The sequence below is a fragment of the Marispirochaeta aestuarii genome, assembly GCF_002087085.1.
In the GTDB taxonomy this organism is placed as follows: domain Bacteria; phylum Spirochaetota; class Spirochaetia; order JC444; family Marispirochaetaceae; genus Marispirochaeta; species Marispirochaeta aestuarii.
The window spans coordinates 92,693-116,360 of sequence record NZ_MWQY01000009.1 but is presented as its reverse complement, the minus strand read 5'-3'; the positions used below and the strand labels follow the sequence as shown (position 1 = coordinate 116,360).

Sequence of the window (23,668 nt, the reverse complement as noted above, 5' to 3'; positions counted from 1 at the left end):
TATGAAACTGCGAAGAACAATGCTGTACGTTCCCGGGGGCAATGCCGCCATGGTCAAGGATGCCCATATATACCGTTCCGACGCGATAATGTTCGATCTGGAAGATTCCATCGCCGTAAACGAAAAAGACAGCGCCAGGCTCCTGGTTTTCCACGCTCTGCGCACCCTGAACTACGAAGGCACAGAAACGGTGGTCAGGATCAACGGCCTGGATTCGCCCTACGGCCGGGACGACATTAAAGCCATGGTCAACGCTGGACCCGATATAATCCGGCTTCCCAAGACCGAGACCGCCCGGGACATCCAGGATGTGGAGGAGCTTATTCGGCAGGAGGAGAAAGCCGCTGGCCTTGAAGAGGGCAGCATCGCCCTGATGGCCGCCATCGAAAGTCCCCTGGGAATCCTGAACGCCTACCAGATAGCCACCGCAAGTTCCCGGCTCATCGGCATTGCCTTTGGAGCGGAGGATTATGTCACCAACATGAAAACCTCCAGGAGCCGGGCAGGTTCGGAGATCTTCTATGCCCGTTCCGCCCTGGTAACTGCCGCCCGGGCCGCGGGAATCTATGCCCTGGATACGGTGTTTTCCGACCTGAACGATGAGGAAGGCTTTGTGGAAGAGGTCCGCATGGCCAAACAGCTCGGCTTCGACGGCAAGTCCATCATATCTCCCCGGCAGATCCGGCCGGTCCACGATGTTTTCGCCCCCACCGAGGCGGAAGTTGAGGCCGCCCTCCGGGTCATGCGCGGCATTGCGGAAGCGAAGAAGCGCAACACGGGTGTTATTACCGTGGACGGCAAGATGGTGGACAAGCCCATGGTCGACCGGGCCGAACGGGTAATCGAAATGGCCAAGGCTTCGGGCCAGCGTATCCCCGAGGAGGAGTTACATGTCTGAGAACGCGATTGGCCGGGAAATCCCGGATTCAATACCCGGCTGTGAAAAGCTGAAACCCTTCCAGGGGGCCTTTGCCAATACCCCGCTGGTGCGTCAGGAAAAGGGAAACCGCAACCTTCCCCGGCTGAACAAACTGCTGGATACGGTGGAGCAGGCGGTTCTGAAAACCGGGCTTAAAGACGGCATGACGATCTCGTTCCATCACCATTTCCGCAACGGCGACAAGGTCGTCAACATGGTATTGGATGTCATTGCCAACCTGGGAATAAAAAACCTGACTTTGGCAAGTTCTTCCCTGACGACTGTCCATGACGAACTGCTTCCGCATATTAAGAACAGGGTCATAAGCCGCATAATAACCAGCGGCCTCAGGAGCAGGCTCGGTGAGCAGATCTCCGCTGGAATCATGGATGTGCCGGTCCTGTTTCATTCCCACGGCGGCCGTGCCAGGGCCGTGGAGACGGGCCAGATAAAGATCGATGTCGCGTTTTTAGGGGTACCCTCCAGCGATGTATACGGAAATGCCAACGGCTTTACCGGGACATCCGCCTGCGGGTCCCTGGGCTATGCGATTGTCGACGCCAAGCATGCCTCCAGGGTCGTACTTATTACGGACAATCTGGTGGAATACCCGAACACTCCCTTCAGTATCGATCAGGACCTGGTGGACCATATCGTTGTCGTGGATTCCGTGGGGGACTCAAGCCGCATAGCCACAGGGGCGACCCGTATAACCAGTAACCCCAAGGACCTCCTGATCGCCCAGAACGCTGCTGATGTAATCGCCTATTCCCCCTATTTTGAAGACGGTTTCTCCCTGCAGACCGGTTCCGGCGGCGCCTCCCTGGCGACAACCCGCTACCTTTCGGATTACATGCGCAGGCGCGGGGTCACCTGCAGCTGGGCCCTTGGGGGAATAACCAGCCAGATAGTCAGGATGCACCAGGAGGGGCTCATAAAGAGGATGCTGGATGTCCAGAGCTTTGATCTGGATGCGGTGAACTCCATCGCCGTAAACCCCATGCACACGGAGATCGACGCCTCCTACTACGCGAACCCCCTGAACAAGGGCTGCGCAGTAAACAAGCTGAATGTTGTGGTCCTCAGTGCCCTGGAAATCGATACGAACTTCAACGTCAACGTGCTTACCGGTTCCGACGGCATCATCATGGGGGCCTCCGGTGGTCATTCCGATACCGCCGTCGGTTCCGGCCTTTCCGTGGTAGTCGCCCCGCTGATCCGGGGAAGGATCTCCAGTGTTGTGGACAGGGTCCTGACTGTCGTTACCCCCGGAGAGAGCGTGGATATCCTGGTTACCGACAGGGGAATTGCCATCAATCCCCGGCGCAAGGACCTGGTCGACTATTTCCACGGCAGCAAGCTGCCTCTGTACACCATTCAGGAACTGAAGGAACGGGCCGAACGGGTGGCGGGGACCCCGGAACCCATAAAGTTCGGTGACAAGGTCGTAGGACTCGTGGAATACCGGGACGGAACAATAATCGATGTCATACGCAACGTCGCGGATTAATTCTAGTGCATACGCGCAGCCTGGCTGCGTAAAAATACCCAATAAGGAGTCTGTATGAAAAAAATCATTGTAAGCCTGCTGGTTCTTGCTGTCTGTTTTGCCCTGGCAGCCCCGATACTTGCCGAAGGGCAGGGAGAAGGCGGAGAGGTTCAGTACCCCAAAGGGGCCCTGGATTTCGTTGCACCCTCCGGTGCCGGCGGCGGATGGGACCTGACTATCCGTACCGTTGCCAAGGTTCTCAAGGATACGGGTCTGGTAAAAGTTCCCATGCCTGTCCGTAACAACCCGGGTGCCGGCGGGGCGGTACATCTTGCAAGCCTTCAGGAAAAACCCAAGGCGGACAACATCATTACTGTGTATTCGCCGCCTCTCATCCTTACCAAGCTTTCCGGTTCCACGGATCTCAACTACGAGAATGTGACTCCCCTGGCAAACCTGATAGCGGATTATGCGGTATTCGTTGTCAAAGCGGATTCCAAATACAACAGCATCATGGATGTTATGAATGCCCTGAAAAAGGACCCCAAAAGCGTTAAGATCGGCGGTACCTCTTCCGCGGGTTCCATGGACCATATCCAGTTCCTGATCATGGCAAAAGCAGCGGGAGTCAAGAACCTGCGGCAGATCGACTATGTAAACTTCAACGATTCCGGTGCAGCCCAGGTCATGGGCGGTCATATCGACCTCTTCTCCACCGGTTTGTCCGAGGTCCGCGGACTCATCGAGAGCGGAGACCTCAAAGCTCTGGCTCAGACTGCTGACCACCGGGTTGGAGAAGGCGTAGTCGCCGCCATTCCCACCTGTATGGAAGCCGGGATTCATGAAACCTTCGTCAACTGGCGCGGACTGTTCGGGCCTCCCGAAATGCCCCAGTACGCCGTTGATTTCTGGGTAAATACCCTGAACCAGATGGTCAAAACCGAAGAGTGGAAGCAGGCGAAGATCAAGAACGGCTGGGATGATTACTACATGCAAGGACCCGAATATCTTGAGTTCCTGAAAAAGGTAGACCAGTCATATCGCGGCATTCTCGATGAAATCGGCATGCTTGCCGACTGATTCTGTCCAGTACAATTCTGCGGAGCGGCCCAGTAAAGGGGAGCCGCTCCGCTCTTTCTTGCGAGGAAAACAATGAATATGACACTGATTTCCGGAACAGTCTCCTTTGTTATCGGACTTGTTGTAAGCTGGCTGAGCCTGAATCTGCCCGAAGCAAGCGTCGGTATTCCTCATGCACCCAAGGTTTTTCCCGCGGGTCTGGGGTTCCTGATGGTGATCTGTTCCGCATATCTCCTGCTGCGGGAGTTTAGCCGGATAAGAAAAAATGGAAAAGCAGAGCACGAACCCAGGAATCCTTTTCTGTCGAAGATCGTATTTACCTGTATCTTCGGGGTTCTTTACGCCCTGCTGTTCAAACCCCTGGGGTATGTGCTTTCCACCTTCGTTTTTCTGCAGCTGGAGTTGTTCCTGTTCAACGGAGCAGCCAAATGGAGGATCAATACGGTGGTTTCGCTCACCTTCAGTCTTTTTATCTATCTGCTGTTTGCCAAGACCCTGGGGGTCTATCTTCCGCAAACACCGATCATCTGGTTTTAGGAGTTCACCATGGAAACACTGAATTTTCTGTTCCAGGGACTGGGTATTGCAATACAGCCGCTGAACATACTGTGGGTTACCATCGGGGGAATCCTCGGAACGGTCATCGGTATGCTCCCCGGTCTGGGACCCGCCACGGGTGTGGCAGTCCTTTTGCCTTTGACTTTTGTGATGGGCCCTACGGCGTCCCTCATTACCATGGCGGGTGTCTACTACGGCGCCATGTACGGGGGATCCAGGTCCTCGATCCTGATCAATACCCCCGGAGACGGGGCCGCAGTGGCCGCAACCTTTGACGGGTATCCCATGACGCTGAAAGGTGAAGCGGAGGCGGCCCTGGCCATATCCGCCATTGCATCCTTTATCGGCGGGGTAATAGCGACAATCCTTATGGTGGCGGTTGCTCTTCCTGTGGCCCGCTTCGCCCTCAGATTCGGTCCCGCCGAATACTTCATGCTCTTTGTCTTTGCCCTTTCTGCCACCGCTTCCATGAGCAAGGGAGACAGTCTGAAGGGCTTTATTGCCACCCTGCTGGGATTGATGATTGCCACCATCGGTATAGACGGGCAGTCAGGAATCAAGCGCTTTACCTTCGGCATACTGGAACTGGAAGCGGGAATTGATTTTCTGGTCGTAATCATCGCCGTCTTTGCCCTGGGGGAAGTCTTCAAGAGCTTCCGGAACATTGCGGAGGGACATAAAAAGGCCCAGACAAAATTCGGGAAGATCTGGATAAGCATGGCCCAGTGGAAACGCTGTATGTGGCCCATCCTGCGCTCCTCGCCCTTCGGCTTCTTCATCGGAGCCCTGCCTGGCGCCGGAGGAACCATGGCCTCACTGCTCTCCTACAACAACGAAAAGAACCTCTCCGACCATCCCGAAGAGTTTGGAAAAGGAGCCATCGAAGGGGTCGCAGCTCCGGAGTCCGCCAATAATGCCGCATCAGTGGGAGCCATGATTCCGATGCTGACCCTGGGGATACCGGGATCCGGGACCACCGCCGTCATGATGGGAGCCCTTCTCATGCTTGGACTTCAGCCGGGGCCCATGCTGTTCCAGCAGCAGTCCACCATTGTCTGGGCCCTCATTGCGAGCATGTTCGTGGGAAATATCATCCTCGCTTTTATAAACATTCCCATGGCAGGTGCCCTGGTAAGAGTGCTGTCGGTTCCGCCGAAGATCCTCTATCCCATAGTGCTCGGTCTTGCCTTTGTGGGTACCTACGCCATCAGCTACAGTGTGATCGACTTTTATCTGCTGATAATTTTCGGTGTGGTGGGGTACTTTCTGTCAGCCGCCAAGGTTCCGGCAACGCCTCTGATTCTGGCGGTGATAATCGGAAACGATATGGAGCAGTCCTTCCGGCAGGCCTTTGTCATATCCAACGGCAGCCTGAAAATCTTCTTTGCCTCTCCCCTCTGTATCGTGCTGTTCGCTCTGACCATTATCTCTATTGTGGGGCCGGTGCTACGTGATTTTATCGTTAAAAGAAAGAACATCGCTGCAAAGACCTGAGCCTGGCTCCGTTACCCGGTCCTCCCCGGACCGGGTAGTTTCCCGGCATGTACAGCTCTCCGCTGTTGCACGGTATGCCATGCTGCAGGAGCTCGACACCACACCGAAGCCGGGCCTGGTGGACAGATCTGACCAGGGTGCGCATGCGGATATGGACTATGCCTGCTTCCGCCGGAGCATCGAAGCGGTGGTTCCGTACTTTGCCGCCACTGGGGCGCTGGCGGCGGGAAAAAGCCCGGATGAGGTTCTGTGGCGGAAGGTCCGGAAAATCGGCTGTGAGGCTGAAACCGCCATGTTTTCCGCCACGGGAGGGGTGAATACTCACAAGGGGCAGATCTTTGTGCTTATGCTCCTGGTCGCTGCCGCTTCCTCTGAAGGGGCTTCAGGTATTCCGGGGCTGCAGAAGGGGATCCGTATCATGACCCGGGGTATGGTGTACAAGGAGCTGGGCAATGGGCTGCATAATAAAAATGAACTCAGTCATGGTGAAAGGCTATTTCTCTCCCATGGAATCACCGGTGTTCGAGGCGAAGCTGAAGCCGGCTTTCCAGTAATCTTTGAATGCGGCTTACCGGTCTATACCGCCATGCTCGGCAGCGGGTATTCCGTGAACGACGCGTCCCTTCAGGCATTGCTTGCCATAATGTGCAGCGCAGAGGATTCAACAGTCGTTCACCGGGGAGGACTCGAAGCCCTGAGATTCGTGCAGTCCTCGAGCCTTGCAGCTGTCGCTCTCGGCGGCGTCCGTACAGAAGCAGGTAGAAATTACCTTTACGCCATGAACAGGGAGTTCATCCTCCGGGGATTGAGTCCCGGTGGTTGTGCCGATCTTCTGGCGGGAACCATTTTTGTCCATGAAGCAGAAAAGGAGCTGAGGATACATGGCCGCGCTTGAACTGCAGGAGATCCTGACTGCCAGGGAAACAAGATCCCGAAGAATAAAGAGCTTTCTCGTGCGGTACAGACTGCCCCTCATCGTTCTGACCCTGAACATTCCTGGACCTGACAAGACCCCAAAGTGGGCTGAGCAGGTATTCAGCGCCGGTATCCGCGTAGCCCGGGAGACATTTTCCCCTCTGCATGAAAAGACCTGCAGAGCTTCCAGCGGCTTTGAATGGTATGGGGTGGTGGAGGGGGAATCCCTTAGTCTCAAAAAAGCGGCCGTCGGCATCGAGGAAGCCCATCCCCTGGGACGCCTCTTTGACTTCGACCTGCACGTCCCGGATGCTCCGCAGCCTGACCGCCGTGCCCTGGGACTGGAACCCCGGCGCTGCCTTGCCTGCGACAGACCTGCCCATGAGTGCGCACGCAGCCGGCGGCATGAACTCGATGAGCTGCTGCGGATGATCCAGTCCCTTTTGGATGCCTGTGGGAGTGATCAGGGGTATACATTACAAAAATAGTAATATATTGTAGACTCAAACGCTGTCGAACAAGGAACTGGATGCAACTTCGGCAAGCAAGGTGAGTGTGCATGAAAAACAGTAATCTTCCGGATTTCCCGGAATATATCAGAAACCTGAAAGCTAAGCTCAAATCGGCATTTCAGAATCCCCTTATCAGTCCGCCGGAAGACTGGAGTACAGGGCTCCTGGATGCCTCGCCGTTCTCGGTTTTTATTCCCTCCAGATTCGGCGGACGGGGGCAGAAGGTACATGAGTGCCTGACGGTACTGGAAACCTGTTCCTATGAATCCCTGCCATTCTCGCTGATTACGGGAATAAACGGCGCCCTTTTTTTACAGCCCGTTTCCAAATACGCCGAAGAGAACCTCCAGGAAAAAGTCTTTAATGATTTTCTGCATCACCGGAGTATGGGCGGACTGATGATTACCGAGCCGGATTTCGGCACCGATGCCCTGCAGATGCAGAGCAGTTTCCGGCAGGAAGAAGGCGGCTACCGTCTGCGGGGTACAAAACACTGGGGAGGGCTTACCGGTCGGGCCGACTACTGGCTGTTGACCGCCCGGGGAGAAACGGAAGACGGGGGCCTGGATCGCAGCATCAATTTCTTCGTGTGGGACAAAAGCCTGGGCGGTATTGAAGTGGAAGAGTATTACGACAGCCTTGGCCTGGAGATGATCCCCTACGGACGCAACAGGATAGATTCCCGCCTGCCGGCAGAGAGGCGCCTCAAACCGGAGGGCAGCGGTGTCCGGATGCTGCTGGATCTTCTGCATCGAAGCCGGCTTCAGTTTCCGGGAATGGCCATGGGCTTTCTGAAACGTCTTCTGGACGAGGCGCGGCAGCATGTACGCAGTCGAAAGGTCGGAGGGAAATCCCTGTCCGGTTACGATCAGGTGCAGAACCGCATGGCGGTGCTGCAGTCCTACTACACGGTAAGTTCCGCCATGTGCGCCTACTCCACGGGTACGGCGGGGGTGGAAAAGGATTGTTCCGGTCTTGCTCTGCCGGCAAATGCCGTCAAGAGTGTTATAACCGACATGATGCAGTCTGCAGCGCAGACAGTTTTACAGCTGGTCGGTGCCAAAGGGTATCGTCGGGATCACATTGCAGGGCAGTCCCTGGTTGACAGCAGACCTTTTCAGATATTCGAGGGCTCCAACGACATCCTTTATGAACAAATTGCCGAAACCGTGCTCAAATCAATGAATCGCCTGAAGGAATCCAATCTATATCGGTATCTGAAGAACTCTGATCTTACTTCCCGCGCATCATCCTGGATGAGGGAATCCCTGGATTTCTCCCTGAAAAGCGGTCTTTCTCAGCGAAAAAAGGTTGATCTAGGCCGTATCCTGGGACGCCTGATTTCTGTGCAGATGGTAATGACCCTGGCCGATCGTGGGTTCCGGCATGATCTGGCCGAGAATTGTCTGGAAATAATGAAACGCCGTATTCAATCGCTGCTTGGGAGCTTTGCGGATTCCCGGGAGATCCAGCTGATCGAGGACTACGAAGCGGGGAGCGCCTGGCTGGGCTTTGTTCCAGGGTAAAAGTGGTCCCATATTACATATTGGGACGATCTCTCGCTGTATATGGGATACTCTTTTTTCATTCATCGAAAATGAAGGAGAGAGGGTATGGAAAAAGCAACATTATCTGTATGTGCCGGATGTCTGGCGCTCATTCTGACCTGCTGCAGTTCCGGCGGAGCCGGGGATGATACGAATTTTTACGTGTCTTTTACGGCAAACGGTACGGATTATGTTTTAACCAACGGATTTACTGCTGACGATGTCTTCGACTCAGGCGCCAATGGCGCTAAACATTCAAGCCTGAATGTGTATTACATTACCGCTTCCGGCGAGGGTGTTACGAATATGGATCAGGGGCCATACTTTGCATTTCGCTTCGTAAACAATACTCCCGGAACCTATACTCTTACTGGAGCGGAAGATGTCGGAGGTGTAGGATTTACCATCGACGGGATCACCGACTACTATGCCGTCAGCGACCGGGATTTCACCTTTATCCTGGAGTCCTATTCCGGAGAAGTCGGTGGAGCTGTCAGAGGTTCCTTCAGCGGGACCCTCGAAGAATACGGCAGTACGAATACCCTGACTATCACTAACGGTTACTTTAACGTAGAGCGGCTTGCCGATGGAGCGATTGCAGCTCCAACGTTTTTTAAATAGCCTTTTGAAGCGTCCCGGGTTATACTCGGGATGTGTCTTTTCTAGAGTTTCTTGCAGGTTTGGGTGCGGCTCAGGGACTTCTGCTGCTCGTACTGATAGGTTTACGCTTTCGGCATTATGCTAATCTGCCCCTGGCCCTGCTTGTCCTGGTCTTTTCCCTGCGACTGGGTACGATTCCTTCCTGGAACCCTGAAACCCTTCTAAGGGCCCCCTGGCTGTGGCCGATAACTACTCCGCTGCCTTTTCTCTTTGGACCGCTGCTCTGGTGGTTTATCAGGAATATCAGTACCGGAAGTACCCGATTGCCGAGGCCTTCGATCGTGTATCTTGTTCCGTATATTTCGGAAACCACCGCAGTTGCCATAACAGTAATAGGTATGGATTTTCCGGAGTATAAGGAGTTCGTGCTTTCTGTTTTCGCGGGATTCCCACCGCACTGGCTTCCGATACGAAACGCACTTAAAGTTGTTGTAAACGCCCTCTGTCTGGTCTTCGCCTTTCGGACTGTATTCGGCAAAGATGGCAGGAATCTTGCCGGTCATACTCGGCTCTGGCTGCAGCTCCTGGTTGTGTTGCCGTCCCTGGTTCTTGTCGCTTTTGCCTTTGTTGCTGTGAACCCGCCGGCAAATGCCCGGCTTGCCGCGGGGGGAGAACTCCCATTCCTCATATTGGCTGCGGCAATGGCGATACTCGTGTATGTGATCTCACTTCTTGCTCTTGCAGCACCTCAGCTGCTTGCAGGATACGACAGGGCTTTTACCGCCGATCGCAGCAAAGAGCCGCATATTTCGGACCAGGACAGTCAGCTGATCACTGAACAGATACGCAAAGCTTTTGATGCAGGTGTTTTTCTTGATTCCAGACTATCCCTGCGAAAACTGGCCAAGCGAATTGATATACACCCGAATCGCGTTTCGTATGTGATTAACCATGTTTATAAACAGTCCTTCTGTTCCCTGGTCAACGATTACCGCCTGCAGTACTTTCGGGAGCGTATCGAAGAAGGGGCACTGAATAATCACAGTATTCTGGAATTGGCCCTGGAAGCAGGATTTTCTTCCAAGAGTACATTTAACCGGGTTTTTAAGGAAACTACAGGCCTTTCGCCTTCTGAATATGCGCGCCGGCATGAAACGGAATGGGCGGCGGATTCGTGATTTCTGATGAGCAGGGGAAAAATCTTTCTGTGAGCTGTGAGAACCACTATAAAGAAATTACACCCGCGGCAGCTTTTCAAAGACCTTGCGGTAGTGAAAACCGTAGATAGCCAGGGTTGTAGCCAGCGGAAAACAGCGCGGCCGCCGGAGGATTGTCCACAGCATCAGCTTCCAGTATTGCAGCCTCTCTTTCCCGATGATCCCGAGGAGTATGACTGATCGTATCAGTGCAAAGATATGGACCGGGCGAAATCTGAAGAATTTCCTGATAGGCGGGGAATATATCTTGAGAAACTCTTTAACACGTTTGTAATAGTATTTTGGTGAATAGATGGTGGAGACAATGCTTTTATATCCTTTTAGAAGGGTATCCAGTTTCATTGCGGGTCTGAAATTTATCGACAGATCCGTATTGTTCCCGGTTTCTTCAGCTGTAAGGCGGTTTTCCCTCTTCAGTCTCTGGTAAAGCTGTGTTCCTTTCAACGCGGTCAGAAGGCCGACCATGGCGGTTACTACCGAGCTCTCCTGGATAAAGCGGATCTGGTCCTCGAAAATACTTGCAGGATCGCTGTCGAAACCGACGATGAATCCTCCCTGGACCTCGATTCCGTGCTTATTGATCTTCCGTATGGAAGCGAGCATGTCCCGGTTTATATTCTGTACCTTCGAGCACTCCTTCAGGCTGGCTTCGTTCGGGGTTTCAATTCCGACAAAAACCCTGTTGAATCCTGCTTTACCCATGAGATGCAGCAGCTCTTCGTCATCGGCGATGTTTATGGAAGCCTGGGTGTTGAAGGTAAACGGGTAGCGGTGTTTCTCCATCCAGCGGATAATGGCCGGCAGGGTCTCCTTTTTCAGGACTGATTTGTTTCCAATGAAGTTGTCATCCACAAAAAAAACGTTATCCCTCCATCCGGTGGAGTAAATATTGTCCAGTTCAGCGGTAATCCTGGAACTCGTTTTAATGCGTGTCTGCCTGCCGTACAGCAGGGTTATGTCGCAGAACTCGCAGTTAAAGGGACAGCCCCGGGAGTGCTGGATCGACAGGGAGGCGTACTTCTTTGTTTTTATCAGGTCCCAGCGGGGCAGGGGAGTATCGGCAAGGTCCGCCCATTTCTTCGTGGAATAGATACGCTTTGCTGAACCGTGTTGAATATCCTGCAGGAACCCAGGCAGGGTCAGTTCCGCTTCGTTCAGAACAAAATAATCTGCCTCTGGAAAACTCTCCCATCCCGTGGTAAAAAGAGGACCCCCCGCCACGGTTTTTACACCCATTCCGGCGCAGCGCTGGATGACTCTTCGGGCTGAATCCTTTTGTACGGACATTCCCCCCACAAACACAAGATCCGCCCTGCGGATACTGGTCGTCCTGAGGGAAGAGACGTTCATGTCGACAAGTTCAATATTCCAGTCGGCGGGCAGCATGGCGGCGACTGTGAGGAGTCCCAGGGGAGGGCTTCCGGATTTTTTCAGGACGAACTTCAGGGCCCTTTTATAGCTCCAGAACGTCTCGGGAAACTCCGGGTATACTAAAAGAAGGTTCATGGCTGTACCTTGATACTCCAGTATACCCCTGCTTCCGAAAAACGGCAATGAAAAGGGAGTGACGACCCCTGGTTAAATAATCGCCTTCAGTGCCTTCAGCAGCCGGTCGACATGCTCCGGACGGGCGGTGTTTCCCATCAGCCCGATGCGCCAGACCTTGCCGGCAAAGTCGCCCAGCCCCCCGCCGATCTCGATGTTGTGTTCGTAACGCAGGCGCTTTCGTGCCTCGGCATCGTCTATGCCTTCTGGTATCCGGACCGCGTTCAGCATGGGAAGGCGATAGGGAGGCTCCACGACCATGCTCATGCCCAGCTTTTCAAGGCCTTCCACCAGATGTTCATGGGCCCGCGTGTGGCGTCTGTAGACCTTTTCGAGCCCCTCGTCCAGTACAAGATAAAGGGCCTGGTAGAGTCCGTAGAGCATGTTGATGGGGGCAGTATGGTGGTAGGCCCGTTTTTTTCCGGCCCAGTAGTTGGCCACCATGCTCATGTCCAGGTACCAGTTTGGTACCTTGGTCCTGCGATTCATGATGCTGTCAACGGCCCGCTGGCTGAAGGAGACCGGGGCAAGGCCGGGAGGGCAGGAGAGGCATTTCTGGGTTCCGCTGTAGACGGCATCCACCTTCCATCCGTCCACGTCCACCTCCATGCCTCCAAGACTGGTAACCGTGTCCAGCAGGTAAAAGGCGCCGTCTCCCCGGGATGCCACCAGTTCTCCCACCTCTTCCGCGGGATTGCATACCCCGGTTGAGGTTTCCGCATGCACCATGGAGACGATTTTATACTTCCTGTTCTTCAGGGATTGGGCAACGGTATCGGGGTCCACGGGTTTTCCCCAGGTAAACTCCAGGGCATCCGCTTCCGCCCCCAATCTTTGGGCTATATCCAGCTGCCGTTTGCCGAAGACACCGTTGATTATAATAAGCACCGGATCCCCCGGCTCTATCAGGTTGACGAGAACAGTCTCCATGCCGGCCGAACCGGTCCCGGAGACAGGAATGGTAAGGGAGTGTTTTGTGCGGAAAACAGCCTGGAGCATCTCCTTGATACCGTCCATGATTTCGATAAAGTAGGGGTCCAGGTGGCCGAGGGTCGGCCTGGCCATGGCTTCGTATACTTCGGGATAGGTGAGGGATGGTCCGGGACCCATGAGCAATATCTCTTCGATTCCCTTCAGCTTGTTTTCCATAGGTTTCCTCCGGTTTGGATATGATAAGAACCGTGATCTCTTCTCGAGATTGTATCATCATATATTCTCCGGGCTCAACCGGAATGTCATTCCCGGATACTTTTTCCGGATGCTGTAGTTCGGGGAGTTGAAAATACTATCGGAGGCTCGGCCGCAAGGATCATAGCTCCATTCTTACATGTGTCATGTCTTTCTGAATTTCCTATTTGAGCTGTATTGTCTCTATTTCTCACCTCTGACTCTGTTTATTGCAGGGAAATATATATTTTCCAGGTATATAGACTAAGAGGCACGCAAAAGAGCAACAGATGCACCAGAGTGGTAATTATTCCTGAAAAATATAATATTTATACTTGTAAAGGAGTCATAATCTGAAACGTATAGTTTTCTTGTTAATTTTCCTAGGCATAATATTTTTTCCCGTTACCTGGGTCAGCGAAAAAGCAGCAGCAACTCCATCGTTGAATGAAGAAACAGGATTTGTGAAAGAGGAACAAAACATGATGATAATCGAGCTAACGGCAAATGGAAAAACAACAGTATTTGAACTGAACAACAGCCGGGCATCCAGAGAGCTGTATGACCAGCTGCCTTTGAGCGTCAAGGTTGAGGACTTCGGTGGTAACGAAAAGATTTTCTATCCGCCCGACAAACTTGATACTGCCGGCACACCCCTGGCGTCGAATAATACTGTGGGAAGTCTCGCGTATTATGCTCCCTGGGGAGACGTAGTAATGTTCTACGGCGACTTCGGCTCTGCAGCGGGGCTCTACGCTTTGGGGCGTTCCGTATCAGGGGAACAGTATATTAAGGATATGGCAGGTACGGTTCGGATAGAGAAGAAGTAATACCGTTGGCAGATGATGTATTCTAATAAACAGAGCCAGTCTGCCTGTCCTTTGCCGGCGTTGTCCCGAAGGTACGTTTATATTCTCTGCTGAACTGGGAAGAACTTTCATAACCGACACGCATAGCGGCTGCGTTCGCTTTTTCTCCCTCATTCTGTATGATTTCTTTCGCTTTATGAAGCCTGATATTCTTGATGTACTGAAGAGGAGATGTACTGGTCATGGCTTTGAAGGAGGCGTGAAAAGCGGTGGAACTCATTCCCGCCTCCCTGGCAAGGGCCTGAATTTCAATGGGACGAGAGTAATTTTCATGAATTTTACTGATTACCCGGGATATTTGATAAAATCCTCTGTTGTTAATTGCCAGTTCTCTCAGAATTTCACCGTTTTCTCCGGAGATTATCTTGAAGAGTATTTCCTTGAGAAAAATTGGTCCCAATACTCGTGTTTCATTCTTTGAGTCGAGAGTTTTTAACAGCCTTAATGCAGCGTCTGTTATTGCATCGGACATTGATGCGTTGTACAGGCTGTTGCGCATCTTCCTGGTTGCGGGCGGGATTTCCGTGTCCATCTCGAATAAAATTTCTCCGATGGTTTGAGGATCAATCATTATAACCATTCCCAGCATTGGTTTGCCTTCTTCGATGACTGCTTCACATTCCACTGGAAGGGGAACCGTTTGAACATAGTAGTGCTGGGGATCATACACAAAGGTCTTGTCACCCAGATAGATATTCTTTTTCCCCTGGACTAACAGGATAATTTGCGGGTTGTACAATTGAGGCCGCTTTTTATAAGGATTGTCCCGTCTGAACAGACCAACACCCTTAATGCCAGTTTCAATGATTCCTTCCGCGGGGAGTTTTTCCAGTAAAATATCTTTCATAGTTAAAATAGTAGTATTCATGTCGTCCTTGATGGTGATTTGTTGTCAGGGTTATTATGTATAAAAAACCGCATATTAGAACATAATATAACATAATTACGCAGGAATAGGCAAGAGATGTGGCTGAATAGACATTCTTTGCAGCCGATTATTCCTTTATATTTACATGGTATTCAATGGGAACCTGTAAGAAGCTTAATCAGGAGGAGTTTATGAACAGAATTGAACGGAGTCAGAAGAAATATAAAGAGTTGTTTGGGAACGTGACAGCTTCCGCCGCAGCGTCTGATCCGGACTTCCAGGAAATGCTGAACTGCTTTATATTCGGTGAAGTGTATTATCAGGGAGACCTGAAAGATGCGACGAGAGAACTGATCATCCTGGTTGTTTTAACCGCGAGCCAGACACTGGACCAGGTTTCGGCCCATGTTTTCGCCGCGCTTAACGCTGGAGTCTCACCGGTGGAGATAAAAGAAGCCATGTATCAATGCGCTCCCTACATCGGATTCCCCAAAACTCTCAACGTCCTGAACCGTGCGAACGCGGTTTTCGAGCAGGCCGGTATTACTCTCCCTGTTGAAAGCCAGAAGCGGGTAACAGAGGAAACCCGTTTTGATGAGGGACTGAAGGTCCAGAAATCCATCTTCGGGGATGTCATCGATCAGATGCACAGGAATGCCCCGGATAACCTGAAACACATACAGAATTATCTGTCTGCCTGCTGCTTCGGAGACATCTATACGCGAAGCGGGCTGGATGTACAGACACGGGAGCTGCTAACGCTGTGTATTCTTATTTCTCTAGGGGGATGCGAAAGTCAGGTGAAGTCCCATATATACGGGAATACCAGTGTCGGCAACAGTAAGGATACGCTTATCTCCGCCATTACCCAGTGCCTGCCGTATGTCGGTTTCCCGAGAACCCTGAATGCCTTGAACTCCTTAAAGGAAGCATTGCCGGATGATGCGTGACAGGACAATCCCGTCACTGTACTGAAGGGCACGGGCAATATCGAGGGAATAGCATCTCCGGGGACGAAGAGTGCGGAAAACTGGTTTCGGATGAGCATGTATTCCTTGATTATCGTGGAGGCCGGGCTTCTGTCCTTGAACTATCGCAAAAAGATCGAAGTCGGCAAACAGTCTCTGTAAGATTGACGTAAAAAAAGGTTCCTTAATTGTGATCTGTTTAGATATCTATCATACATTAATTATGCAAGAATATTCGAATAAATAAGCACAAAAACTCAAAACAATGCAGGAATAGGCAGCTATTATGGAGAAATAGACATTCTTTGTTGCCGGGTAAATCGGTATTTTATACGCGAAGACTATGCGAGGAGCTGAATAGAACGATGAAATACTCGAATAAGAACGAATTCGAAAAAGCAAATATGTTCGGAACAGGCATGCCGAATGAGATGTTCGCCCAATATTTTATTGGGGATTCATTTCTCAATTTCCTGGTAAAACCGGGAGAGACTCCCCTGTTTCTGGCTAACGTTACATTTGAACCGGGATGCCGGAATAACTGGCACATTCATCATGCTAAAAGCGGCGGCGGGCAGATGCTGATCTGTACGGCGGGAGAGGGCTGGTATCAGGAAGAGGGGAAAGACCCCGTCAGTCTTGCTGAAGGTTCCTTTGTGTATATCCCGACGGGAGTAAAACACTGGCACGGAGCGAAGTCCGACAGCTGGTTCAGTCATATCTCGCTAGAGATTCCCGGTGACGAGACCGGTAACGAGTGGCTTGAACCTGTTTCAGACGAGTACTACGGCAAACTGGGAGAACAATAAAAGAATGAACACTAACGCGTCAGCAACGGCTGACAAGAAAACAAAAGACAAGAGGAGATTATAGTATGATTTTAAAGGAAAATTTTACCCTGTCGAATGGTGTAGAGATTCCCAAGCTGGGTTTGGGTACATGGTTTATCAGCGATGACGATGTTGTACAGGCCGTAAAAGATGCTGCGGAGATGGGGTATCGGCATATTGATACCGCCCAGGCGTATCAGAATGAACGGGGTGTAGGTGAAGGTGTCAGGGCCTGCGGCGTACAAAGGGAAGATCTGTTTGTGACAACCAAGCTCGCTGCTGAAGTCAAGTCATATGAAGAGGCTGTGGCATCCATTGATAATTCTCGTAAAACGATGGGGCTGGATTACATTGATATGATGATTATCCATAGCCCTCGACCTTGGATGGAATTCCACGAGGACGATCCCTATGCACAAGGGAATCGTGAAGCATGGAGAGCCCTTGAAGAAGCCTATAAAGCAGGCAAGCTGCGCGCCATCGGAGTCTCCAATTTTCAGAAGGAAGATCTGGAGAATATTCTTGAATCCTGCACGGTAAAACCGATGGTCAACCAGATACTGGCACATATTACCAACACTCCAAAAGAGCTGATCGACTATTGTCAGGAAAACGACATTCTTGTAGAAGCCTATTCCCCGGTCGCCCATGGAGAGCTGATGAAAAATCAGGCAGTACGTGATATTGCCGAAAAATACAGTGTTTCCATACCCCAGCTTGGTCTCCGCTACTGCCTCGAGCTTGGACTTCTGCCGCTGCCAAAAACAGCGAATCCGGCCCACATGAAGAACAATGCTGAGGTTGATTTTTCCATATCCAAAGAAGACATGGAAACCTTAAAAAACATGGAGCAGATCAAGGACTATGGAGAGGCCAGCATGTTTCCCGTTTACGGAGGCAGGCTGAAATAAGATTTCCTGAGAAGTTTTGCGAAGGGAGCTGTGGTGCCGGATGTTTTCTTACCGGCATACAGCTCATTTTTTCGAATGACGCCGAAGTAAAATACGACAACCTTCCGCGGGATTCCGGCCGGGCGCACGTTACCTTCAGCTAAGTAGATTCAGGACAAAACCATGACCGGTTGTACCATGTCCCGTATAAAGAAAAAGAGGCCGCCTCCTGAGGAGGCAACCTCTTTTCTGGGCCCAGTAGGACTTGAACCTACGACCCACGGATTATGAGTCCGTTGCTCTAACCAACTGAGCTATAGGCCCGACAGGCGTATATAAAAGCATAAGCGGGGGTATTTTGTCAATCGAATCGGACTTACATTCTGGGGTAATCACCGGGGTCCGCGGAGTATCCGATCTGGTTGTACTGGGCCATAACGATGTTGTCCAGGTATACCGGGTTTTCCGGGTCCAGCAGGGAGGCCTGCTTGAAGTATTCGATGGCTTCGTCGATTTTTCCTGTTCCGAAATAGCAGAGACCCAGGGAGTTGACCACCTCCGGTGCCTGGGGTTCCTTTTCCATGGCCAGGCTGAACCAGTGGATAGCCTCATCCAGGTGCCCTGTATTGTAATAACACAGCCCGATTATATCGTAATACTGCCAGGGGGCCTCATCGGTCTCTATTATCCTCTGGTATATATCGATTGTGTCTTCGAAGAAGCCCAGGTCAAAATAGAGGTCCGCCAGGTTAATCAGGAATATCTGGTTCTCCGGATCGGATTCCGCCGCTCTGTAAAAAAAGCGCTCCGCCTCCAGGATCAGTTCCTCCTGTTTTTCCTTCGATTTCTCCTGCCTGGCCTTCTCGCTGTAGACAAGTCCCAGGGAGTTCAGGCTGAAGGCATCAGATTTATTGAGTTCAACGGCTTTTTTCAGGATTTTCTGTGAAGCAGCCAGCTTTCCGCACAGACGGAGGGCATCACCGTAATTGCCCAGGTATGTATACTCCTCGGGGGACATTCTCCTGGCCTGGTCATAGGCCCTGACGGCGGTCTCGTATGCTGTCTGCTGTTCTTCGGAATTGGGGAAGACGCTGTTTCCCTTTTCTATCTGAATTATCCCTGCCTGGTTCCAGATCCATGGAGTATTGGGATAACGTTTAAGAAGGTCGTCCATTATCTCAAGGGCCTCGGTAAAACGGCCGTCCCTGGAATAGCACCTGGCTGTTTCTATACCCAGATCTGCAGAAGACGGCAGCAGCCTGAATCCCTCCTCGAGGGCTTTTACGGCTCCGTGTATATCTCCTTTCTGGTGCAGCAGCTCGGAGATCCGCAGGTATATTTCATCCTCCGGAAGTTCCTCCCTGAGTCCTTCGGTGAGGACTTCCAGCTCCTCTTCCGTTTCTCCCAGTTCGTTATACACACTCCCCAGGGTTATCAGGTAACGGCTTTTTTCGAAGGGATCCTCCTCTGTTTTCCAGGACCTTCGGAAGGCATGAGCCGCAGCATAGAGGAGTTCCTGACGTTCATGGGAGTTGTCGCTGCGCAGCCCCCTGAGAAAGGCCACTGTACCGGAAGCATGCATTACTCCCGGATCAAAGGGTGCCAGTTCCACTGCCCGGCGAACAACAGAATCTCCTTCCTCTTCCATGCCGCTTTCAAAGAGGCTTCTTCCTATCTCTGCCAGAAAATCGGCCTGGGAGCGGAAATCCTCCGGCAGAAGTTCCAGGTGGTCCCGGGTTCTTTTCTGAATATCTTCAATTTCTGCCGGGGATTCCATGAGTTTGTATAATGAGGTGAGGGACAAAAAGAGTTCTTCCCAGCTGCGCTGATCCTGCACTTCGATGGCAAGACTCTGCTCGAAGGCTTCTATCCCCCTCTGAAGCAGCTCGGAAGGGGAGAGCTTCCGTGATGAGGAAATTTCTTCAGACGACATGAGCAGCATCAGGGTGCCATACAGGGAGTGGCCTTCAGGGTGCCAGGGGCGCAAGCTGCACAATCTGTCGGCGTATTCAAGAATCCTGTCCTGGTCTCCCCCCCGATGCAGCGAGAGCCTGCGTGTTCCCAGCCGCACTGCGGCACTTACGACCTCAAAGTCTTCCGGGAACTCCCTCAGGGCTTCATCCATGGCCAGGGTTTCCGCTTCCTCGTTTTCCTGCATACCGGCATAATCGACCTTAACAAGGAGTGCTTCCCTTCGTTCGGTCCTGCTTGAAGCAAGGCTTTCAAGGGCTTCCACCGCAGCTTCGATTTCCGGAGGAAGGGATTCCAGAAGATTGTTATCTGCCAGGTAAAAAAGAAGGTAGATGCTGGATCGGAGTCCGGCAAAACTCTCAACACCGGCGGGCAGTTCCGATTCTTCATCGATATCCGGCAGAGCCAATGTTCCCTGAATCAGTTTGAAGCGTAGAAAATCGTTGCTGAGTTCGGGGTCATCGGGGTAGAGACCTGTTGCCTTGGTAATGAGTTCCGCCGCCCGGGAAATATCTGTTCCCCCCCAGGCGTAGGCGCAGAGGGCAAAGACGTCGGGTCCTGCCGGTGAATCATTCCCGGTCATAAGGGGTTCAAGCTCCCGCAGAAGATTGACGCGACCGCTGAAAAAGAGAAACTCCGCAGCGCGATTCATCGTTTCCGTATCTGCTGTACCGGATTCAATGCGTTGCCTGTATTCATCAGCAGCAGCTGTAAAGGACATCCCGGTTTCGATTCCGCTTCCGGTATAGTAACGCCCCCACTGGATAAGGGCAGAAGTTCGATCAAGCATATGTTCAACTATAGCATTACGGCAATCCCGGGAGCAAGGTGAGTAAAAGGTATCAGCCCAGCTCCCGAAGCAGCTTCTCTATACTGAGTCTTTCCAGGGAATCGGCTCTCAGGTCAGCTCCCGGATGGCCCTTTGCGGCGCCCAGGGCCAGAGCAAACATTCCGCCGGCCTTTGCGGCTTCCACTCCCGCGTCGGCATCCTCGACTACAAGACACTCCGCAGGGCGTACCGCAAGACGTTCTGCGGCGATCAGAAAAACCTGTGGGTCAGGTTTGGAGCGCTGAATATCGTTTCCGTCAGCCACGGCATCGAAATAGTCGGACAGACCGATCTTTTTTAAAATAAACGGGGTATTTCTGCTGGAGGAGCCGACAGCGATTTTCAAACCCAGTTTGCGTGACTCTTCAGCAAAGTTCAGTGCCCCGGGAAGTATCTGGTCAGGAGAAAGCCGGTCCAGAAGATCACGGTATATGCTGTTTTTTTTCTCGGCCATGGCGAGCTTTTCGTCATTGCTGAAAGTTTGTTCAGTTTTTTCCAGAAGAACCTCCAGACTCTCCATGCGGCTGACCCCCCGCTGCCGGCTGTTGTCTTCCCGTGAAAAGTCTATACCCAGCTCCTTTGCCAGTTCTTTCCATGCCTGAAAGTGATACTCGTCAGTGGAAACTATGACACCGTCCAGGTCGAATATTACAGCGCTGATCATGCTCTCCTCCTTGTATGCAATAAATATATACAATAATACACACGTGTGCAAAGTTTGCGCCTGTTTCATCCCTGGAAGTCCTGAATGAATAATCAGCTGAAGAATATCGGAAATATTTCTTAACTCTCATAATAGTAAAGATTTATGTACTGATAAATTTCTTGACAACCGGCTCCGGCGGCGTTACAGTGATTACAGGTATGCAGACGTGTGCATAACCTGTGCAAATATTGATGAAAAAGGTAACAATAAAGGACATTGCAAGAATCGCAGGGGTCAGTCACTCGACGGTATCCCGCTGTCTGAATGACAGCCCGAATGTATCGGAAAAGACCAAACGGCTGATCAAGCGCATTGCCCGGGATCTTAATTTCGAGTTCAACGCCAACGCCCGCAGTCTTTCCACCAATCGAACAGGCACCATCGGTGTTATCTGTCCGGAGATTTTCGAGCGTTTCGGCTCTTTTTATTACATGGAGCTTCTCATGCGGTCTGTCCGACAGAGTCTGGAGAAGGCGTCCATGGATACGATCATCACCTTCGCCAGAAACAGCTACACCGGAGAGAGTAATATCCAGAAGCTGGTTAACCGGCGCAAGGTCGACGGACTTCTGCTCATCCATCCGAATATCAGCAGCGAGGACTGGCAGTTTATCAATCTTCGGCGGGTTCCGAACGTCGTTCTTCATTTCAAACCCCAGAACGTAAGCTATAACGATATGAATTATATCTTTGTGGACCATGAATACGGAGGGTATCTGGCCACCGAACATCTTATACGGGATGGACGGAGGAACATCCTCTGCATCAACGAAGATTCATCGGAGCTCCAGTTTATCGAGCGGATGTCCGGTTATAAAAAAGCCCTAGCCGAATATGATATTCCCGTTATGAACCGGAACATCCTGTACGGTTCCTGCACCTATGAGTTCGGCTACCAGACCATCATGGATCACCGGGGTATTCTGAGCGATATCGACGGCATATTCGCAGAAGCGGACATCATGGCTCTGGGGGCGATCGCTGCTCTGCTGGATATGGGCCTGACCGTACCTGATGACGTTGCTGTTGTGGGATATGACGATATCGAATTCGGACGGATTTTCAGGCCCTCCCTTACAACGGTACACCAGCCCCGGGAACGGCTGGTAAGTGATGCCTGCGAACGTCTTGTGCGTCTTGTGGATGGTAACGGTGAGCATCCGCTTCAGGAGATGATCAAGCCGGAACTGGTAATAAGGGAATCCTGCGGTGTAAACCGGAGGAATTAGTATGTGGTGGAAAACCCTCCGTTGGAGGGATTAAAAAAAAGCAAAAGGAGTGATAAACATGAAAAAAATCATGTTTCTCATCATGATTGCAGGTCTCCTCATGGCCTTCACATCATGCAGCAAGAGCGAAGAGGCAGCCTCGGCCCCGGCAGAGCCGGAACAGACTGCTGCCGATGATCCCTATGCAGAGGTCAGGGGAAAGGTCGTTACCATGGCAGGACCTTTTACGGATAACGATGCCATCAAATTCGAGGAATCCATAAAATCCTTCGAAGAAGAAACCGGAATCGATATTCAGTATGAGGGAAGCAAGGAGTTCGAGGCTTCCATCTCCATCAGTGTTGAAGGTGGGAATCCTCCGGATATCGTTGATTTTCCCCAGCCCGGTCTGCTCGAGACCTTTGCGGGCAAAGGTTATGTCATTGACTTGAACAAGGTACTGGATATGGACAAGGTCCGGTCGAACTACATTCAGAGCTGGCTCGATATGGCCACCATGGAATCCCCGGATGGACCCATTATGGCGGGTGTCTGGGGCCGTGTTAACGGTAAATCCCTGGTATGGTACAACAAAAAGGCCTTCGACGAAGCCGGTTACCAGGTTCCTGAAACCTGGGAGGAGCTGGTTGAACTGCAGAACACCATTCTGTCAGACGGCGACAGCCCATGGGCCGTGGGCATCGAGTCCGGTGCCGCAACCGGCTGGCCGGCCACCGACTGGGTGGAAGAGATGATGCTGCGCACCACAAGCCTGGAGAACTATGACAGGTGGGTTGCCGGCGAATTGAAATTCAACTCCCCCGAGGTCCGCAAGGCAATCGAGACCATGGCGGATATCTGGTTCGCCGACGGTATGGTCTACGGCGGCCGCAAGAGCATAGCCACAACCAGTTTTGGGGATGCCCCCAAGGTCATGTTCGAAGATCCGCCCAAAGCCTGGCTTCACAAGCAGGGCAACTTTATTACCTCCTTCTTTCCCGAAAACCTGACAGCCGGTGAAGACTACGACTTCTTCTATCTGCCCAGTGTGGACCCCCAGTACGGTCGGCCTGTTCTGGTTGCAGGAGATATCTATGCAATGTTCGACGACCGGCCGGAGGTACGCATGGTAATGCAGTACTTTGCCACCGGTGCTTCCGTTGAGGGCTGGGTCCGGGCCGGTGGAGCGATCTCTCCCCACAAGGATTCCGACCTCAGCTGGTACAGCAACGTAGTTGACCGCAAGGTTGCGGAGGTCATTCAGAACGCCACCAGTGTCCGTTTCGACGGCTCGGATTTAATGCCAGGGGCTGTAGGTGCCGGTACTTTCTGGAAAGAGATGACCGCCTATGTATCCGGATCAAAACCCTTGGATGAGGCTTTGAAGGCCATCGACGCCTCCTGGCCGAACTGATACAGGCTACCTGTATTTCTCCCGTCGCAGGGGGGCTGTATGCCCCCCTGCGGCTCAACCTTTTTATAGGAG

21 protein-coding genes and 1 tRNA gene are annotated in these 23,668 nt (G+C 52.1%); 16 read left to right on the top strand and 6 right to left on the bottom strand.

The genetic code is table 11. The annotated features are described in order from the left end of the window. Position 1: 1 nt before the first annotated feature. The 10 genes from B4O97_RS09495 to B4O97_RS09450 all read left to right on the top strand — a co-directional run bounded on the left by B4O97_RS09495 (position 2) and on the right by B4O97_RS09450 (position 10,292). Entirely contained in the window at positions 2-898 is an 897-nt protein-coding gene (locus B4O97_RS09495; RefSeq protein ID WP_083050346.1) for an aldolase/citrate lyase family protein, read from the top strand. Continuing rightward, positions 891-2,429: a citrate lyase subunit alpha gene (gene citF / locus B4O97_RS09490; RefSeq protein WP_083050345.1), complete on the top strand. Its 1,539-nt coding sequence runs from the start codon at positions 891-893 to the stop codon at positions 2,427-2,429. The genes B4O97_RS09495 and citF overlap by 8 nt, the downstream gene beginning before the upstream one ends. 54 nt (positions 2,430-2,483) lie before the next feature. Continuing rightward, the gene (locus B4O97_RS09485; RefSeq protein ID WP_083050343.1) at positions 2,484-3,488 is read left to right on the top strand and encodes a Bug family tripartite tricarboxylate transporter substrate binding protein; all 1,005 of its coding nucleotides are present in this window, start codon (positions 2,484-2,486) and stop codon (positions 3,486-3,488) included. A 72-nt stretch (positions 3,489-3,560) separates the two neighbouring features. Further along, the gene (locus B4O97_RS09480; RefSeq protein ID WP_083050342.1) at positions 3,561-4,025 is read left to right on the top strand and encodes a tripartite tricarboxylate transporter TctB family protein; all 465 of its coding nucleotides are present in this window, start codon (positions 3,561-3,563) and stop codon (positions 4,023-4,025) included. A 9-nt stretch (positions 4,026-4,034) separates the two neighbouring features. Next, positions 4,035-5,540: a tripartite tricarboxylate transporter permease gene (locus B4O97_RS09475; protein WP_083050340.1), complete on the top strand. Its 1,506-nt coding sequence runs from the start codon at positions 4,035-4,037 to the stop codon at positions 5,538-5,540. Then, positions 5,497-6,435, top strand: a complete 939-nt coding sequence (locus tag B4O97_RS09470; RefSeq protein ID WP_143305628.1) for a triphosphoribosyl-dephospho-CoA synthase — start codon at positions 5,497-5,499, stop codon at positions 6,433-6,435. The genes B4O97_RS09475 and B4O97_RS09470 overlap by 44 nt, the downstream gene beginning before the upstream one ends. Continuing rightward, positions 6,422-6,943: a citrate lyase holo-[acyl-carrier protein] synthase gene (citX, locus tag B4O97_RS09465; protein WP_083050337.1), complete on the top strand. Its 522-nt coding sequence runs from the start codon at positions 6,422-6,424 to the stop codon at positions 6,941-6,943. The genes B4O97_RS09470 and citX overlap by 14 nt, the downstream gene beginning before the upstream one ends. A gap of 71 nt (positions 6,944-7,014) precedes the next feature. After that, positions 7,015-8,493 (top strand): acyl-CoA dehydrogenase family protein, encoded by a 1,479-nt coding sequence (locus tag B4O97_RS09460; RefSeq protein ID WP_083050336.1) that lies wholly within the window; start codon positions 7,015-7,017, stop codon positions 8,491-8,493. Positions 8,494-8,580: 87 nt separating this feature from the next. Beyond that, complete coding sequence (locus tag B4O97_RS09455) at positions 8,581-9,135, top strand: hypothetical protein (RefSeq protein ID WP_083050334.1); 555 nt, start codon at positions 8,581-8,583, stop codon at positions 9,133-9,135. Between the two features lie 32 nt (positions 9,136-9,167). Continuing rightward, positions 9,168-10,292 (top strand): helix-turn-helix domain-containing protein, encoded by a 1,125-nt coding sequence (locus B4O97_RS09450; RefSeq protein WP_143305626.1) that lies wholly within the window; start codon positions 9,168-9,170, stop codon positions 10,290-10,292. A 57-nt stretch (positions 10,293-10,349) separates the two neighbouring features. Here the strand turns inward: B4O97_RS09450 and B4O97_RS09445 are convergent, their stop codons facing one another. After that, on the bottom strand, positions 10,350-11,837 hold the full coding sequence (locus B4O97_RS09445; RefSeq protein ID WP_083050331.1) for a B12-binding domain-containing radical SAM protein: 1,488 nt from the start codon (positions 11,835-11,837) through the stop codon (positions 10,350-10,352). A gap of 72 nt (positions 11,838-11,909) precedes the next feature. Continuing rightward, a complete protein-coding gene (locus B4O97_RS09440; RefSeq protein WP_198947048.1) occupies positions 11,910-13,025 on the bottom strand; it encodes a pyridoxal-phosphate-dependent aminotransferase family protein in 1,116 nt (371 codons plus the stop codon). Positions 13,026-13,507: 482 nt separating this feature from the next. On the opposite strand from B4O97_RS09440, the gene B4O97_RS09435 reads away from it, so the two are divergent. Further along, positions 13,508-13,873, top strand: coding sequence for a cyclophilin-like fold protein (locus B4O97_RS09435; protein ID WP_198947047.1), 366 nt, complete (start codon positions 13,508-13,510; stop codon positions 13,871-13,873). Between the two features lie 22 nt (positions 13,874-13,895). Here B4O97_RS09435 and B4O97_RS09430 read toward each other — a convergent pair whose 3' ends face one another. Continuing rightward, the gene (locus B4O97_RS09430) at positions 13,896-14,780 is read right to left on the bottom strand and encodes an AraC family transcriptional regulator (RefSeq protein WP_083050328.1); all 885 of its coding nucleotides are present in this window, start codon (positions 14,778-14,780) and stop codon (positions 13,896-13,898) included. A 191-nt stretch (positions 14,781-14,971) separates the two neighbouring features. On the opposite strand from B4O97_RS09430, the gene B4O97_RS09425 reads away from it, so the two are divergent. The 3 genes from B4O97_RS09425 to B4O97_RS09415 all read left to right on the top strand — a co-directional run bounded on the left by B4O97_RS09425 (position 14,972) and on the right by B4O97_RS09415 (position 17,489). Next, complete coding sequence (locus B4O97_RS09425) at positions 14,972-15,730, top strand: carboxymuconolactone decarboxylase family protein (RefSeq protein ID WP_083050326.1); 759 nt, start codon at positions 14,972-14,974, stop codon at positions 15,728-15,730. Between the two features lie 383 nt (positions 15,731-16,113). After that, entirely contained in the window at positions 16,114-16,557 is a 444-nt protein-coding gene (locus tag B4O97_RS09420; protein ID WP_083050324.1) for a cupin domain-containing protein, read from the top strand. A gap of 65 nt (positions 16,558-16,622) precedes the next feature. Continuing rightward, complete coding sequence (locus B4O97_RS09415; protein ID WP_083050322.1) at positions 16,623-17,489, top strand: aldo/keto reductase; 867 nt, start codon at positions 16,623-16,625, stop codon at positions 17,487-17,489. A 229-nt stretch (positions 17,490-17,718) separates the two neighbouring features. Here the strand turns inward: B4O97_RS09415 and B4O97_RS09410 are convergent. The 3 genes from B4O97_RS09410 to pgmB all read right to left on the bottom strand — a co-directional run bounded on the left by B4O97_RS09410 (position 17,719) and on the right by pgmB (position 20,932). Continuing rightward, positions 17,719-17,792 (bottom strand) — tRNA-Ile (locus B4O97_RS09410). Positions 17,793-17,844: 52 nt separating this feature from the next. Continuing rightward, positions 17,845-20,229, bottom strand: a complete 2,385-nt coding sequence (locus tag B4O97_RS09405; RefSeq protein ID WP_083050321.1) for a tetratricopeptide repeat protein — start codon at positions 20,227-20,229, stop codon at positions 17,845-17,847. A 52-nt stretch (positions 20,230-20,281) separates the two neighbouring features. Beyond that, positions 20,282-20,932, bottom strand: a complete 651-nt coding sequence (gene pgmB, locus B4O97_RS09400; protein ID WP_083050319.1) for a beta-phosphoglucomutase — start codon at positions 20,930-20,932, stop codon at positions 20,282-20,284. Between the two features lie 233 nt (positions 20,933-21,165). On the opposite strand from pgmB, the gene B4O97_RS09395 reads away from it, so the two are divergent. Further along, a complete protein-coding gene (locus tag B4O97_RS09395) occupies positions 21,166-22,203 on the top strand; it encodes a LacI family DNA-binding transcriptional regulator (RefSeq protein ID WP_233143005.1) in 1,038 nt (345 codons plus the stop codon). Between the two features lie 58 nt (positions 22,204-22,261). Further along, positions 22,262-23,596, top strand: coding sequence for an ABC transporter substrate-binding protein (locus B4O97_RS09390; RefSeq protein ID WP_083050316.1), 1,335 nt, complete (start codon positions 22,262-22,264; stop codon positions 23,594-23,596). The last annotated feature ends 72 nt before the right edge of the window (positions 23,597-23,668 follow it).

Coding starts and splice junctions, on each gene's coding strand:
- citF (WP_083050345.1), top strand. CDS start 891: ATGTCTGAGAACGCGATTGGCCGGGAAATCCCGGATTCAATACCCGGC.
- B4O97_RS09390 (WP_083050316.1), top strand. CDS start 22,262: ATGAAAAAAATCATGTTTCTCATCATGATTGCAGGTCTCCTCATGGCC.
- pgmB (WP_083050319.1), bottom strand. CDS start 20,932: ATGATCAGCGCTGTAATATTCGACCTGGACGGTGTCATAGTTTCCACT.
- B4O97_RS09485 (WP_083050343.1), top strand. CDS start 2,484: ATGAAAAAAATCATTGTAAGCCTGCTGGTTCTTGCTGTCTGTTTTGCC.
- B4O97_RS09475 (WP_083050340.1), top strand. CDS start 4,035: ATGGAAACACTGAATTTTCTGTTCCAGGGACTGGGTATTGCAATACAG.
- B4O97_RS09415 (WP_083050322.1), top strand. CDS start 16,623: ATGATTTTAAAGGAAAATTTTACCCTGTCGAATGGTGTAGAGATTCCC.
- B4O97_RS09460 (WP_083050336.1), top strand. CDS start 7,015: ATGAAAAACAGTAATCTTCCGGATTTCCCGGAATATATCAGAAACCTG.
- B4O97_RS09430 (WP_083050328.1), bottom strand. CDS start 14,780: ATGAATACTACTATTTTAACTATGAAAGATATTTTACTGGAAAAACTC.
- citX (WP_083050337.1), top strand. CDS start 6,422: ATGGCCGCGCTTGAACTGCAGGAGATCCTGACTGCCAGGGAAACAAGA.
- B4O97_RS09440 (WP_198947048.1), bottom strand. CDS start 13,025: ATGGAAAACAAGCTGAAGGGAATCGAAGAGATATTGCTCATGGGTCCC.
- B4O97_RS09395 (WP_233143005.1), top strand. CDS start 21,166: ATGAAAAAGGTAACAATAAAGGACATTGCAAGAATCGCAGGGGTCAGT.
- B4O97_RS09445 (WP_083050331.1), bottom strand. CDS start 11,837: ATGAACCTTCTTTTAGTATACCCGGAGTTTCCCGAGACGTTCTGGAGC.
- B4O97_RS09495 (WP_083050346.1), top strand. CDS start 2: ATGAAACTGCGAAGAACAATGCTGTACGTTCCCGGGGGCAATGCCGCC.
- B4O97_RS09420 (WP_083050324.1), top strand. CDS start 16,114: ATGAAATACTCGAATAAGAACGAATTCGAAAAAGCAAATATGTTCGGA.
- B4O97_RS09405 (WP_083050321.1), bottom strand. CDS start 20,229: ATGCTTGATCGAACTTCTGCCCTTATCCAGTGGGGGCGTTACTATACC.
- B4O97_RS09455 (WP_083050334.1), top strand. CDS start 8,581: ATGGAAAAAGCAACATTATCTGTATGTGCCGGATGTCTGGCGCTCATT.
- B4O97_RS09480 (WP_083050342.1), top strand. CDS start 3,561: ATGAATATGACACTGATTTCCGGAACAGTCTCCTTTGTTATCGGACTT.
- B4O97_RS09425 (WP_083050326.1), top strand. CDS start 14,972: ATGAACAGAATTGAACGGAGTCAGAAGAAATATAAAGAGTTGTTTGGG.